The following is a 16,046-nucleotide window of genomic DNA, read 5'->3' on the forward strand; positions in this document are numbered from 1 at the left end:
TCACCATGCTGTTACCGTGAGAGTATGATTAGTATTATATGAGTACATTATTCATTGCAGATCTGCACTTGTGTCCAAAAAAACCAGAAGTTACTTCTGGTTTTTTGCGTTTTTTGCAGAGTGATGCAGTCCATGCTGATGCACTTTATATATTAGGTGATTTATTTGAATCTTGGATTGGTGATGATGAGACGCATCCCTTACAGAGGCTGATTGCTGTCGTACTCAGACAATTAAAATATTCTGGCGTACCGTGTTATTTTATCCATGGTAACCGTGATTTTCTTTTGAGCAAAAAGTTTGCTCGTGCTAGCGGTATGCAGCTTTTGCCAGATGAAATAGTGCTAGAACTTTATACACATCATATCCTTATCTTACATGGTGACACATTATGTACTGCAGATAAAACGTACCAATATTTTCGACGGATAGTACGCAACCCACTGATCCAAAAACTATTTCTAGACTTACCATTACGCTTGCGGTTATGCATTGCTGCTAAAATTCGCACTCGTAGTCAACAGTCTAATCAATGTAAGACAGAAAGTATTATGGATGTTAGTCAACAGGCAGTTAAACAAATTATGTTGGAGTATGAGGTGCGGTGTATGATTCATGGTCACACTCACCGTCCGGCAGTACATCAACTGAATCTAAATAATACTACAGCCTATCGTGCTGTGCTAGGTGCTTGGCATATCGAAGGCTCAATGATTAAAGTTAGCGCGGATGCTATAGAATTAATTTTGTCTCCCTTCCGGACTTTTCATGCTGCAAATTTCGCACATTTAAAGGTGAAACAAATAGTTAATAATCGATTTGTAAAGCAGTTTCTATGATTCGAGGCTTGAATTTTAAAAATGTAATCCATGAATTTTTGAGAGTTAAGATTAGTCAATCACTATAGTAAAGATGACTGATGAATGTTACAAAGCAAGTAAGGTACTATCACTATATAATATTTCGCGTATAGCGTTAGATGCATGAAATCAACTTGTTTTAGATATATATTAGCATTACATCCGAACAAAAAAAGGAGCAGATACGTCGAGCACTAATTGTATCTGAATTCAGCCCATTCAGTGATGCATGCAGTTTTTTTCTCTACTAAAGGTTTTTCATGTATCTAAGATCGCACTTACTTAATTTTTATCATTTTCATGCTGTAAATGAGATAAGCTAAGATTGCGTATAGTATTTATAAAATAATTATGTTATGTCAATTGTGGTTCAAGATAATAGTATCATGATACGTCTGTTAACATCTTAATAGAACTTATTGATAGAAATTCTATTACGTTCCGTTTTTTTGTGTCAATGTTTAAGTGCTTTTTCTGCTTCTACTACACTAATAGTATAAAAAATCACAATTTTATTGCTGGATTATCGGATTATTTTGAACTAGACAACTACATACTGCGTGGCTTTAACTACGTATCAATTGCAAAAAAAGTAACTCTTGCATTTAGCGCTGAAATAGAAGATATAGATATATCGCATTTGAACAATGATGACCGCTTGAGGTGAGGCTAGTGCTGCCATTATACATGATGCTTAAAGCTAGTGGTTATGAGTATTATTGAGATCAAGAAAACTTTCTATATTTCATGTATACCAAAGATCTAGAAAATAATACGAATGAGAGTCGTAAGTTAATATTTTATCATCAGTCTCATAATAATGAGATTTAAAGTATCCATTTGTACACTGTAGTTTTCGGTCTACCGAAGACGTTATTGATGTTATTTAGATAGTTATTCATTACTGTATTGGTTGTTACTTGCGGTATCTCGGTATATATCCAGCATCTTTCAATATACTATGTAAAATTTAGCAGAAGGCTGATAAGTAATGTGAGTACTCTCTCTGTTAGTATTGTCTTTTAATGAGAACAATGTACTATCTATGTTATTAAGTAAACAATTTTTACTTTTAGTAAAGTAAACGCTATTTAGAATATTTCTAATATGTCAAAGAATCGTTATACTAGCACTATTATTTAGTGTTAGTGCACGTATAATATCTATAGAGATACGATGGTTTATAGTGTTTAGCGTTTTGGATTTTTTTTATTAAAAATGCAGTGATATTGCAGATATATTTATCAATTAAAATGAATAGCTTGCAATACTAAAAAAAGTATTTCTTGTGTATGCTCTGTATATTGCTATTTCTGGTAGGTTACCATAAAGATGTAGCATACTTACGTTCTATATCTATGCAGTATACGATTGGTTTTTGACAATCGCACCATTGATATTTAGTAAGTGAGTTATACATAGAATGTACATGAGACAATATTAACTTTATTAATTATCTGTACTTTTATCTATTTAATTAGTAGATATTCCTGCTCTTTAAAATGCTATCGTTTATACAAAGCTTAGATGATAACCAAAATCTTTAAATTTAACTGAAGAGCAGATTTTATATAATCTCATATTATTTTGTTATGATATTTATAATCCACTAGGTTAACATTCTGTTTTCCGGGTAATTAACGTTACTTTATTATCATACAGTGGTTTTTCCATATCGGACAAACTCTTTAGAGTACTTAAGTATATCAAATTAAATACCTGCTTGGGTTAATTGACAAAACTCATTGTTCATATGGCACTTAATAAGCGTTTTTTGTCTTAGAATTAATGGATTATTTGTTTTCCCGTGACCAAAGTAGGGATAATAATATACTGGAATAGTAATTTTTCTAGCGAATTCTTTAATTACCGTTTTAAACATTAGTCTTTCTTCATCACGTCCTGATAAAGAATAAAACTGTCCAAAAATGATTCCTTGAAGTTTAAAGTTTTTTTTATTTTTCTGAAAAATTTGATTTAATATGCGATCAAGTTGTTTATAAGTAACACCGGTATCTTCTAGTAGTAAGATTTGACAAGGTAAATATTTTTCATATTTAGTGGAAAAAAAAGATTGAATTAAAGTGAGGTTACCACCTCCTAATATTCCCGATATACTAGAGTGAGCTTGAGAATTCATTGGAAGAAGTCCATTATAGGAAACCCCCTTTTTTATAGCTGTCACGACCTCTTGAAACCCATTATTCATATTGATTTTTTCCTGATCTTTATTACTATAGAGATCTTTGTTATACGCCGCAACAATTCCGTGTATACTTTTCCACCCAATATAAGTATTTAAAAAATAATGAATTGCTGTAACATCACTAAAACCAATAATGATTTTTTCTTGGCTGTTTTTTATGTTTTTTATATTATTAAAGAGATCAGGAAAGATGTTAATAGCGCCAGAGCCTCCCCTAATAAACCATAGATACTTAACATTATTATCTGTCAATGCTTGAATCAGGATTTTAGCTCTTTCTTTGTCAGTATTAACATAACCAAAATCAGATATTTGCTGATTAAGATATTTGGTGGAGACATCAAAATCTTGCTTTTCTAAAACATTTTTAATTTTATTAATAATGTTTTCATTATATGCAGATGAACTTGAAATTAAGTATATCACTCCTTTATTACTGCATATAGATCTAGTAGAAACAATCACTAAAAATATACAAATAATACGCGCAAATATAATAATTTTTTTCATGTTACTCATCCTTTACAGTGTTCTCTCTGCCTTATGATTACGTCGTGTAATAAATTTGCAATAACTGTTGAAGCCATGGTTTTAATATCAGTTTATTGTTTTATAATATGTTAATGTTATCATTAAAAGTCTTAATGTTTGTAGTAATGAGTAATGTTCCGTAAAACTAGTATCTAGGTGATACAATATTTTACATATTCACAATCGTTGAAAATTCTTGTCTTTATCAATCCGTTCTATTTCATGACAACAAAAGTTATACTTATTGTTAAGTGACAGTGAACAGTGGCATTGTCTGGTTGACGCTTCTATAATAGAGTCATACATAATCGTATTAATCCTTTTTTTTGGATGCTAAAGATTAGCCCCCTCACATCATGATTAGGCTATTCATCGTCATATGTTTTGCATGCATCAAAAATCATAAGTAGTTGCATTTCAGGATGCTCTGGCGAGATATATAGAGCGTCTTTAGTGTTCATGGTAAGTGCAGTACAAATTCAGTGCTTTTAATGATCTATCGGGTAATCTTGCAATTATATCAAAGAGCACTGACTTCGTTAATAGATCATAAGGTGTGTCTGTATCTTTTAATCATAATTAGGTGGCTAAACTATAATAGTTTTAGTGATATAAAGTTGTTTGATATGGTATATACATGTAGTGCGAAAAGACAATACCCTTATAGCAGGTAAGTATATCAAAAAGGAAACAAGGCGAATCAGTTTATCCGATGCATTAATGGTGTTTTATTTAACCGAGGGTGTAACAGTATTTATAGCTGCATATCCACGGAAAACTTAGATAAAAAAAACTACTAGCGATTGTGTTATTTTTTAGTATTATAGATGTGCTATAATATAAGTGATATAAACAACCAGTTATCCTAACATATAATATCTTCAAAATAAAGACATCATTTATTTTCTCGATTGAAAACATCCCCTTAATAATTCAGAAGATGCATATTGATCTTTCTGTCATTGTATTCTAAATATGATACAAGGTTATAACATGATATGTAATCACGAAAGGGAAGAAGCTATTTAGAAATACTAATAACAATCCTATAACAGGAATCAGGAATATAGTGCTCATTTGCGATATATAACTAATATTTGATTTGCAACAATAATCGTGCGAGATGCCCCCGATAAATACCGGGTGAGAAAGTATATCACTGAAAATGATATTGAAATTTATTAATTAACTTGAAATATAATTCAGAAAAACGCTATACCTTTATTCCATATATAAGATTTTAGAGATCAGCTTATATTTTTAGATATGTTGAATATGTTACGTATACAGAGTTTTTACAGTAAGTAATATAGTAAATCTTCTTATGTTCTTGAGATATCAACTAACTTTCAACAAAATACTAAAGAGAAAGATTTATGAACATCGTACCTATAGTTTACGTATTGCATGAACGGGCTGTAGTTGACCGTGAGGTTACCGTGCGTGGATGGATACGTACTCGAAGAGATTCGAAAGTAGGCATTTCTTTTTTGTCTGTATATGATGGTTCTTGTTTTAGCACCTTACAGGCTGTAGCGCACTGTTCTTTGTCAAATTATTATAATGAAGTGCGATGTTTAACTACTGGTTGCTCTGTTGAGGTTACTGGAAAGGTCATCGAATCACCAAGTAAAGGTCAACATTTCGAGTTGCAGGTGACGGCTATTAAGGTAGTGGGTTGGGTAGATGATCCAGATACTTACCCGATAGCAGCTAAGCACCACAGTATTGAGTATTTACGCAAAGTATCTCATCTGCGTCCACGTACTAATCTTATTGGCGCTATCGCTCGCCTACGTCATACTTTAGCACAAGCAATACATCGCTATTATCATGAAAATGGATTTTTCTGGGTTTCTACTCCACTAATTACCGTTTCTGATACTGAAGGTGCTGGCGAAATGTTTCGTGTGTCTACGTTAGATCTCGTAAACTTACCACATACTCATGAAGGTGCCATAGATTTTAGTAAAGATTTTTTTGGTCAAGAAGCTTTTCTCACCGTATCCGGTCAGTTAAATGGCGAAACCTATGCCTGTGCGCTATCAAAGATCTATACCTTTGGCCCAACCTTTCGTGCTGAACATTCACATACTAGTCGCCACCTCGCGGAATTTTGGATGATCGAACCAGAAATGGCTTTCGCAACGCTAAATGATATTGCTTTTATAGCAGAAAACATGCTTAAATATGTGTTTACAGCCATCTTAAATGAGCGTATGGATGATATAATATTTCTCACTGAACATGTCAATAAAGATGTTATGAATCGCATGCAACGCTTTGTTTCGTCGCATTTTGTACAAGTTAACTACACTGAAGTGGTAGATATTTTGTTAAATTCTGGTAGAACTTTTAAAAATCAGATATATTGGGGCGTCGATTTGTCTTCCGAGCACGAACGCTATTTAACAGAGAAGCACTTCAAGACTGCTGTAATAATAAAAAACTACCCGAAAGACATAAAACCTTTCTATATGCGTATGAATGACGATGGTAAAACTGTAGCAGCGATGGACGTATTAATACCTGGTATTGGTGAGATCATTGGTGGTTCTGAACGTGAAGAACGTTTAGACATGCTAGATCAACGCTTAGCAGATATGAGTCTTAATAAAAAAGACTACTGGTGGTATCGCGATCTACGTCGTTATGGCACTGTACCGCACGCCGGTTTTGGTTTAGGTTTTGAACGTTTAATGGTCTATGTTACTGGTGTACAAAATGTGCGTGATGTGATTCCGTTTCCACGGACACCACACAATGCAAGTTGTTAATAGATGATAGCTTAAGTAGCTCAATTTATACGCAGACATAACGTTAGAAGTTTCCTTAAAATACTAAGCACGAGTTATTAACTAGTACAGAAGTTTAAAAAACTTCAAGATATTTTAGGTATGTAAGTGATAAGATGTACATGAACTACCATCTATTATAATAGATGTATAAAAATTTTTATATATCATGAATATTATAAAAAAGCTCGCTGGTTTTGGCTATGATTATTCTTATAGTTCAGAGCATTAATACGCATCTGGTGATGCTTGCTTAAAAAGTAGTTCTTAGTAATAAGATTATTAAAAATATCAGTAATGCTATAAAGATCTGTATCGGTTTGTTGTCTCGTGGGTTGGATACAGCACTTGTGGTGTTATATAGAAAGGTTTAATGACGAGCAATTAATAATGTGATTTGCTATAATAATAGTTCGTCGCATAACACCGTTGAGATAGTAGTTAAAAAGTAGTAGGAATGAAGTATTTGATGAAGTCAGTATAATAGTTTCTATAATATAAATAAATTTTTTGTAATAGCTTTTTCAAAAACATTATTCTATAAATAGATAGACTCTTAATTCTCATGTCTTGTTGATTTTTTTTAACAATAAAGTAAAATTTATCCTCAAATGACAAAAAAGAATCAACATAATTTTATTATGTAATAATCGAAGATTATGTGTCTTTAGGTTAATTCATGATTCGAATAAATTCATGCATTAAAAAATACATGGTATGCTTGCACATCGCTTAACACTTAATTAATAGTAGTGTTTTCTTGATATTAATATGTTATAAGTGAGCATATGCTTTCAGGTTGTTCATAGTAGTGCGTTGTTTTTTGAATAAGCGTTAAGCTATTGGGATTTCTCAATTCTCTCCATAGTCCTGAGTAATACTTTATATTGCGATTATTACCTTCTTCTTAGTCATCGAAAAACTTGATTACTTATAGTTTCTTATAGAGAGCACAGGTGCCTTTTGCATAAAATGGTTTGTAAAATTAGCTCACTTATCTATTATGCTGAATAATAATACTCATCATTAAACCGTTGTAACGTTGGATTTTAGATAAATCATTCACCATTGTAGTGATGCCTATCTGTCGTTGAAACTAATCAACTTTACCGATAGTCTCAGTTTGATTATGTTGATTTTTGACTAGAATCTGCTAGTAGCGTCATTGATACTGGTTCTTTTCATCCAAGCGATTCCACTGCACCACCAGTCAGTCTTCAATATTTTTGTATCTTGAGAGAAGGCGATAGTAATATGGTTTTTAGTATAGTTACTATAGTTAACTATAGGTTTTTGTTTTTAAAAACATGCTTTAATAAAAGAACACTGTTATTGCAATGAGATTGTATTATAAAGAATCTTGAGGTGGCGTCAGAAGTTGTGCTGGCGGACGAATATCTAATTGCTTTCCTATACTACCTGGCAACGTAGTAGTGCTTACTTTATAATTATTGTTTTGTAGTGGCAAAATCATACCTTCCGGGGTGTATAGTGGTTCAAGAGGCGTGGCATCAAGGTATGCTTCATTTCCATTGACTTGGTGTGTATAGTTCTGATCGCTACTGCAACCAACTAACATCATGATTAGCGTAAGGCATATGATTGTTGTTACCATGATTTTTTGCAATGATTCAAGCATTATATTTCCATTAAAGTTACAGTAAACCCGTGCGTTTCAGTGCGCACTGCACTATAGAGCGTGAAGCATTACTTAATGGTGTCATAGGTAGACGTAGTGTATCTGTGGCCATAAGCCCTAATGCCTTACAAGCCCATTTTACTGGGATTGGATTAGTTTCTAGAAATAAACTCTGATGTAGCAACATTAAACGCTTATTTAAATGTTTTGCTTTAACAAAATTACCTTCTAACGCTAGCGTGCAAAGATTCGCCATATCTGGTGCAGCCACGTTAGCCGTAACAGAAATAATCCCTTTTCCACCGAGTCTTATGAAGTCCAGTCCGCTAACGTCGTTGCCACTTAGCAAAATAAAATCTTTATTATCAACTTGTTCTTGTATTTGACTAATACGATTTAATTTGCCTGTGGCTTCTTTGATTGCAACGATATTATTGATTTTTGCTAGTTTCGCAATGGTCGAGGGTAAAAGATCACAGCCAGTGCGCGAAGGTATGTTATACAGAATCTGCGGAAGTGAAGTACTTTCAGCTATTGCTCTAAAATGTTGGTACAACCCTTCCTGAGTTGGCGAATTGTAGTATGGTGTTACAGTCAGACACCCCGATACACCGGTATTAGCAAAACAGTGAGTAAGACAGATAGCTTTAGCAGTATTATTAGAACCAGTTCCCGCGATTACTGGAATACGGCCATCAGTTAATTCTAGGGTGTGTAATACAACATCAATATGCTCATGATAGGAAAGTGTTGCAGATTCACCGGTAGTACCCACGGAAACAATACCTGCAGTGCCACTCACTATATGATATTCAATAAGTTTTTTTAAGCTCACTCTATCAATAGCGCCCTTATTGTCCATTGGTGTAACGAGTGCAACAATACTTCCTGTAAACATTATTTTTCCTCTGTGTAAGTATACTTTATAGTACTTTTTTGTTGATCTAAAGGCAAATTAATAACTGTATTTTCTTTGTCAAGAAAGTCATATTTAAACGTTAGATGGACTAAGTTGTTACATAAGATCAAAGGTAGTATGTTGACTAAGGCACATACAGATTATATCACTTGCTTAAGTAGCCAGCACTGGTAAACAGCATGACTATCATCATAATATAACTTATATTTGATTCTGAGAGATGTTTTTTATTTTTGCGCCTGATGCTTGTGTTATTTATAATATATTTGTTAGTTCTAAGAATTGTTATGAGATGTCAAAAAATAATATATGCTATTTTGTCTATACCAGAACTAAAGATCTAATGTTTAAGAGAATATCTAATGATATTAAAAAGCAATTCTGATATATTATTTATAATCTTTCTTTTCTGTAACATGCTAAAAGATGATTGATTATGCGAAGAATGTTATATGTATAAAAATAACGCTTCAGCATCCCTTTGAGACAGATAGATAAATTATTTCGGCTGATTCGTTGCAGATTAAATAGTATACTAAAATTTATCATATACATTTCGGTATTATCTTTAGGTTGACTACTTACCAATAAGTTAATAAATAAGAACTGAAAACTGTATTAAAATCAGAAATAGCTCAATTAATCTTACAGTAATATGGTACCCACAAAGAAATCGTAATCATATAAGTTTACCCTTTAAAGATTCGTCGAAGGATGAAGAATTTTTGTCTAAAATAATCAGATAATATTGATACATTTATCATCAACATTTAAATCAATTATATATAAAACTATAAAGTAATCAGACTCCGTTCCTTGACAAAATAAAAGCTTAAAAATTTTTGTGTTATTAATATCGGATGGACGTCACGGTTTTTTAAGATAAAGAAGTGTAGTGTGAAATAATCTATGAGATTTTTTATATCAGATCTTTAATATTTATGATGGTGGTGGTCATTATTAAAAGCATAACCTGGTTGATGTGCTGAATATTGTGCGATATCTAATGCATTGTAGTATAGTGAGTTAAAAATATGACTTCAGTATTATCATAAGTGCTAATATTATGCTATTTGTTACTACTTATGCTGATTAGGTATCATGAATTTTCAGTTCATCGATCATTCAACAAAAAATGCATCATCAATTAGTCAGTGATGTCTCATGACTATAAATTTAGAGATAATGAATACTTCAAACCTTTAATATTCTCCACTGTGAATACATCGAAAGATATTTAAACCTAGTATAGCACGAGAATCTTCAAGATATTTAAATAGCAAGTTTTTATTTATCTAAAAAATAGCACCGCATTTGTTTCAATGTAACATAATAGGTTAGGAATATTAATTGTAATTAGATATAAGAGTAATTTTATAACTCCTTCAGATGGTTTGTAATTTTGAAAAGATGCTGCTAACATGATTATTTATGATGATTACCAAATTTCTGTATTAGCTAAAAAGTATAAGTTTTTGTGAAGCTTCTGAATTACACTATGCATATAAGAATGAAGGAATTGATGAAGTTACCGTCCGATATATCATTTTCTAGTTGATTAGTAATATCGGTGCGATAATAAATTCTTAGTAATATCGCAGAGTATCTATTAAAAGCTGCTATATCAGAGTAATAAAATATGGTGTAGTACCATATAAGCCTTTATTAATATAATAAAGATTCAAGTTAATATAAGTCATTAACTACTTTATAAATGATACAGTATAAGCTGACTTATCATACGTCAGTCATCCTCTTAACTGCCCGGTAGGATGATTTGCAAGACAAATATAGATGGAAAAACATTGCTGCCTGTCTACCCAACACAACAGTAGTTTAGTACTAGTGTTGTGTTGCGATTATATCCTTATGCTGCTGCAACTACTACTACATTAAGTTGTGCAAACACATCTTTGTGTACCTGAAAAGAGACAATATGTTTTCCAGTAGTACGTAAAACGCCATTTGGTAAACGTACCTCGTTTTTCTTTACCTCAACACCAGAGGTAGTGACTGCGTTTGCAATATCACGCGTACCAACAGAACCGAATAATTTACCTTCTTTTCCTGCTTTAGATACGATAGTAACTGTTAATAGCTCATTAATCTTGGTTGCACGAGCAATGGCGGTGGCTAAACTATTAGACAGTGTAGCTTCTAGTTCAGCACGACGTGTTTTGAACAACTCTAGGTTTTTTTTAGTAGAGTGGACAGCTTTACCTTGTGGTATTAGAAAGTTACGAGCATAACCCGCTTTAACATTAATTTGATCACCCAGGTAGCCTAAATTTTCTACTCTATCAAGAAGAATAACGTACATTATCTTATCCTCATAAAGTCGTTTACGTATAACAGCTCATTACTGATGACAATCAGTGTAAGACAATAAAGACAGATAGCGGGCGCGCTTGACAGCACGGGCTAACTGGCGTTGATATTTTGAACGAGTGCCAGTAATACGACTTGGTACTATTTTACCACTTTCAGTGATGTAGTTTCTTAGCGTCGCAAGATCTTTATAATCAATCTCTTGAATACCTTCTGCAGTAAAACGACAGAACTTACGACGACGAAAATAACGTCCCATTTAGTTAGCCTCCAAAATCTATTAATTTAATTTTATCAGCATGCAGCATGATTTTTTTAATTCCTTTCTGCTCGAATGGCTGTGGAAGCATTTTTGCATGGTGATCTGACACTATCGATTGTTAATACTTGAGTGAGTGCTTATAGTAGAAAACATTAAAAACTACAAGCATTTGTACCATGCTTGTCTTTTCAACTTAGCTGCCCTTTGCTTTAAATGGTGCATAAATATAATATTTAGCAGGTAGTCCAGAAAGACTTGCTGTGTGAATAAGCATTAATACATACATTGCTTGATAAAATAATTAGCTCAGCAATTAAGATATTAATGTTCTCCGGAATCCCTAATATTTTCATTACCTATATTTTCGTTAAGCACGTGATCTCGGCGGTTCATAGATCGTTCATCTGTTGTTTTTATCATCGGTGAAGCTACAGTGATTGCGCGCTTAACGCGCATGAGCATGCTACGAATAACGGCATCATTAAAGCGAAAGTTACTTTCCAATTCCTTAATGACTTCATAAGAAGTCTCAATGTTTAGTAAAATATAATGTGCTTTGTGTAGATTTTTGACCGGGTAAGCTAATGGACGACGACCCCAGTCTTCTAGGCGATGTACTTGACCTTGTGCATTAGTAATAATAGCTTTATAACGATCAATCATATCTGGAACTTGCGTACTTTGATCAGGATGAACCATAAAAACGATTTCATAATGACGCATAAACTGCTCCTTACGAATTGTGGAGCCTCCTAGTAGGGCAACCATAGCCCTGGGAAGCAAGGAACGTATTTTAGTTATACGACTGAAAATAACATATAATCCTACTGGCGTGTAGGAAGAAACTCAAGAGCTGCGTAAAATTTATTCATCATCATTCGAGCAAATTTTAAGAATTTCAGCTTTGTTCTTTTTTTGTTTTTTTATAATGTTTTGTAATGCTATCTTTTGGAGTATAGCACAAGCGTTGTCTTACTGCTTCAAATAAACAAATACCAGCCGCAACAGAGACATTTAGTGAGGAGATAGTGCCAGCCATGGGAATTTTTAGTAATTCGTCGCAGTGTTTCCGAGTTAAAAGACGTATGCCTTCACTTTCTTCGCCCATCACTAAAGCTATAGGACCAGTCATTTTGCACTGATATACTGTGTGAGTCGCTTCACTAACAGTACCTATGACCCAGATATTCATCGCCTGTAGCGAACGTAGCGTACGTGCTAAGTTTGTAACGCGGACTAGCGGTATACTCTCTGCTGCACCACAGGCTACTTTTTTAACGGTGCTATTTAATTGGGCAGAACGGTTTCGTGGAACAATCACTGCATGCACACCCGCCGCGTTAGCGCTACGCAGGCAGGCACCAAGGTTATGTGGGTCGGTTACACCATCTAGTACGAGTAAGAATGGAGCATTAACATTTTGTAATAATATTAGTAGATCTCTTTCTTGTAGTTGCTGTGTTTCATGTATTCTAGCGATTATGCCTTGATGCATAGCGCCCTGTACTTTATAGTTTAGCCATTGGCGGTTTTTCATTTGGACAGCCAGACCATGTCCTTTTAATTCAGTAAGCAATGCTTGTAAACGAGCGTTCTGATGCCCCTGTAATATAAAGACTTCTAGTAAGCATTGTGGGTTAAGTTCTAGGAGGGTTTTGATGGTGTGAATGCCGTAAACAATTGCGCTCATGATGCTCTCTTAGTGTACAGATTACGGTTATCATCTAGTAAGAATTATTAGGTGTCATAGGTCAAGTCTGGTCGGCATGTTCTTTTTAGATAAGCTTTTAACTTGACTGGTTCTTGCATTCTATTGCGGTTTGCAATATACTTGTTGACTATTATCTATTATCGATTTTTACTCTACTTATTAGGTTTGATTGTTTTTTTTAAAGATTTTCTTAATTTAGTGTCAGTGGATGAGTTGTTATCATAATATTTAATCGGTGATTGACTGCGAGTTAAATTGTTTGGGATACTATGACGTAAGATTCGTATGCCTCCGCTGTTCTTGTTATATTTGCGTTTAATTTTTTTAGCACCATATGGCTTGCAAGTGCTAGAAATAAGTGAGAAATCAATGTTGCGTTCGTCCATATGCACAGCCGCAACGCGGATGCTTACTGTATCACCTAAACGGTAAACAACTCCGGAGGACTCACCAATTAAACGTTGACCGATACTATCGTAGCGATAGTAATCATTGTCTAGTGAAGATACGTGCACAAGGCCATCAATAAACAGGCTGTTTAAACGTACAAAGAAGCCGAAGCCAGTCACGCTAGCGATAATTCCGCTGAATACGGTACCGACATGATCTTGCATATAGTCGCACTTTAGCCAATCAACAACGTTTCGTGTTGCTTCATCCGCACGACGTTCGGCCATGGAGCAATGTGTGCCTAATTGTAACATTTCTTTAAAATTACTGCAACAGCCACTAATTAGTATCGAGTGCTCGTGGGTCTTGTCATGCTCTTTCTTTAGCAAGTGTTTAATAGTCCTATGTAGTGCTAAATCTGGATAACGCCGGATTGGTGAAGTGAAGTGACTATATGAAGCTAACGCTAAACCAAAGTGACCACGATTGTCCGGGTCATACATTGCCTGTTTCATTGAACGTAGCAACATGGTTTGAAGCATTTCATAATCGGGACGTTTGGTGATTTTATTTATTAGTGCAGCGTAATCTTTTGGTTGTGGTTTACTGCCACCTCCAAGAATCAATCCAAGCTCACTTAGAACGCTGCGCAATGCATAGATGTGGTCATCGCTTGGGCGATCATGAACACGGAAAAGCGTTGATCCTTGATGTTTCTCAACAAAATGTGCTGCAGCAACGTTGGCCATAATCATGCATTCTTCAATTAGGCTGTGAGCATCGTTACGTACCGTTGGTTCAATCCGTGCAATACGACGCGCGGCATTAAAGATAAACTTAGCTTCTCCGGTTTCAAAGGCAATGCCGCCACGCTCATTGCGAGCTTTATCTAGTACATAATACATTGCATGTAAATTTTCTAAATGTTTTACTAGAACATGATAATGCTCACGTATCTTCTGCTCTCCTTGTAAAATACGAGAAACTGCATCGTAGGTTAATCGTGCATGGGAACTCATTATGGCTTCATAGAACTTGCTTGTTAATAGCTGCCCTTGGGCAGATAGAGTCATTTCGCATACGATACAAAATCGATCGACATGCGGGTTCAAGGAACATAGATTATTAGATAAAAGCTCTGGTAGCATGGGAATGACTTGTGACGGGAAATACACTGAGGTAGCACGGTTCCTTGCCTCATTATCTATCGGGGTAGATGGGTGTACATAATAGCTAACATCAGCAATCGCTACCCACAAACGCCAACCGCCTCCACTCTTCTTCTCACAATACACAGCGTCATCAAAGTCGCGTGCATCTTCGCCATCAATGGTTACTAATGGCAGTTGACGTATATCAGTTCGGTTTGTCTTGGTCATTTCTGTCAAGTGTTTACCGAGATGAGCAACTTGTTCCTCCACCTCAGACGGCCAATTATACGGGATCTCATGAGTACGTAGAGCAATATCGATTGCCATATTAGTGCTCATTTTTTTGCCAAGAATCTCAACGATCTTACCAACTGCCTTTGTGCTTCTGGTAGGGCGTTGGACTAATGTAACTGATACTATATAGCCCATGCGTGCGCCGTTGACAGCGTCATCTGGAATTAGAATATCGAAGTTTAGGCGACTGTCGTCTGGTATAACGAATCCAGTACCAGCATCTATGAAGAAACGACCGATAATCTGGCTGGTTTTTGGTACTAAAACGCGCACGATACGTACTGCGCAACGGCCCTTGCGATCGCGGTTAAGCGCCTGTGCTAGCACTATGTCTCCGTGAATTGTCATCTTCATTTGTTCAGTGGTAAGGTAAAAGTCATCCTTGCTTCCCTCGATGCGTAGGAAGCCATAGCCATCGCGATGGCCGATTACAGTACCGCGCACTAAATCTAAACGTTCTGGCAGCGCATAGCACTGGCGGCGAGTAAATATTAACTGGCCATCACGCTCCATAGCGCGAAGACGGCGACGCAATGCTTCTAATCTTACTCCCTCCACTACATTTAGTTCTTTTGCTAATGCTTCGCGGCTAGCAGGCGCATCTCGTTTGGCTAGATAAGCTAGAATATATTCTCGGCTAGGAATGGGGAATGTGTATTTTTTAGTTTCTCGTTCTAAAAATGGATCTTGTAACATTGCGGTACCTCCGTTGTCATCGACAGGATATCATTGAATTTTATTTTTCAAGGATACTTCATTCAACAAGTATTAGCCTGTAAAGTAGGAAGTTTTAAGCATATCTACCAAGATGTCTTGAATGTAGCTTTTCAAGAAAATATTACGCGCTGACAAAGTACTTACTTGAAGTATTAAGCAATAATTATATAACAAAAGCTACACTAGTAGTTTAGTAATATCAGCAGCTTTGATGCTCTTATTATACTATACAGTCAAACAATT

The 16,046-nt window shown here is 34.9% G+C and carries 9 protein-coding genes and 1 pseudogene; 2 read left to right on the forward strand and 8 right to left on the reverse strand.

The genetic code is table 11. The features are described from left to right. Nucleotides 1-38: 38 nt before the first annotated feature. Nucleotides 39-758 (forward strand): annotated as a pseudogene (locus tag GIY03_RS00255) (UDP-2,3-diacylglucosamine diphosphatase); the annotation flags it as partial. Nucleotides 759-2,571: 1,813 nt separating this feature from the next. Here the strand turns inward: GIY03_RS00255 and GIY03_RS00260 are convergent. Continuing rightward, nucleotides 2,572-3,576, reverse strand: a complete 1,005-nt coding sequence (locus tag GIY03_RS00260; RefSeq protein WP_457913731.1) for an LD-carboxypeptidase — start codon at nt 3,574-3,576, stop codon at nt 2,572-2,574. Nucleotides 3,577-4,973: 1,397 nt separating this feature from the next. On the opposite strand from GIY03_RS00260, the gene asnS reads away from it, so the two are divergent. Beyond that, complete coding sequence (asnS, locus tag GIY03_RS00265; protein ID WP_457913732.1) at nt 4,974-6,374, forward strand: asparagine--tRNA ligase; 1,401 nt, start codon at nt 4,974-4,976, stop codon at nt 6,372-6,374. Between the two features lie 1,366 nt (nt 6,375-7,740). On the opposite strand, the gene bamC is transcribed toward asnS, so the two are convergent. From bamC to rnr, 7 genes are all read right to left on the reverse strand, one after another. Continuing rightward, entirely contained in the window at nt 7,741-8,031 is a 291-nt protein-coding gene (bamC, locus tag GIY03_RS00270) for an outer membrane protein assembly factor BamC (protein WP_457913733.1), read from the reverse strand. Nucleotides 8,032-8,047: 16 nt separating this feature from the next. Continuing rightward, the gene (gene dapA, locus GIY03_RS00275; RefSeq protein ID WP_457913734.1) at nt 8,048-8,929 is read right to left on the reverse strand and encodes a 4-hydroxy-tetrahydrodipicolinate synthase; all 882 of its coding nucleotides are present in this window, start codon (nt 8,927-8,929) and stop codon (nt 8,048-8,050) included. A gap of 1,888 nt (nt 8,930-10,817) precedes the next feature. Then, nucleotides 10,818-11,270, reverse strand: coding sequence for a 50S ribosomal protein L9 (gene rplI, locus GIY03_RS00280; RefSeq protein ID WP_457913735.1), 453 nt, complete (start codon nt 11,268-11,270; stop codon nt 10,818-10,820). Between the two features lie 39 nt (nt 11,271-11,309). Beyond that, nucleotides 11,310-11,537 carry a 30S ribosomal protein S18 gene (rpsR, locus tag GIY03_RS00285; RefSeq protein ID WP_457913736.1) on the reverse strand — a complete coding sequence of 76 codons (228 nt, stop codon included), beginning with the start codon at nt 11,535-11,537 and terminating at the stop codon, nt 11,310-11,312. Between the two features lie 324 nt (nt 11,538-11,861). Continuing rightward, the gene (gene rpsF, locus GIY03_RS00290; protein WP_457913737.1) at nt 11,862-12,263 is read right to left on the reverse strand and encodes a 30S ribosomal protein S6; all 402 of its coding nucleotides are present in this window, start codon (nt 12,261-12,263) and stop codon (nt 11,862-11,864) included. 175 nt (nt 12,264-12,438) lie between these two features. Further along, nucleotides 12,439-13,230 carry a 23S rRNA (guanosine(2251)-2'-O)-methyltransferase RlmB gene (gene rlmB / locus GIY03_RS00295; RefSeq protein ID WP_457913738.1) on the reverse strand — a complete coding sequence of 264 codons (792 nt, stop codon included), beginning with the start codon at nt 13,228-13,230 and terminating at the stop codon, nt 12,439-12,441. A 173-nt stretch (nt 13,231-13,403) separates the two neighbouring features. Further along, nucleotides 13,404-15,782: a ribonuclease R gene (gene rnr, locus GIY03_RS00300; protein WP_457913739.1), complete on the reverse strand. Its 2,379-nt coding sequence runs from the start codon at nt 15,780-15,782 to the stop codon at nt 13,404-13,406. Nucleotides 15,783-16,046 lie beyond the last annotated feature (264 nt).

Source organism: Candidatus Gillettellia adelgis (assembly GCA_020541285.1).
Taxonomy (GTDB): domain Bacteria; phylum Pseudomonadota; class Gammaproteobacteria; order Enterobacterales; family Enterobacteriaceae; genus Gillettellia; species Gillettellia adelgis.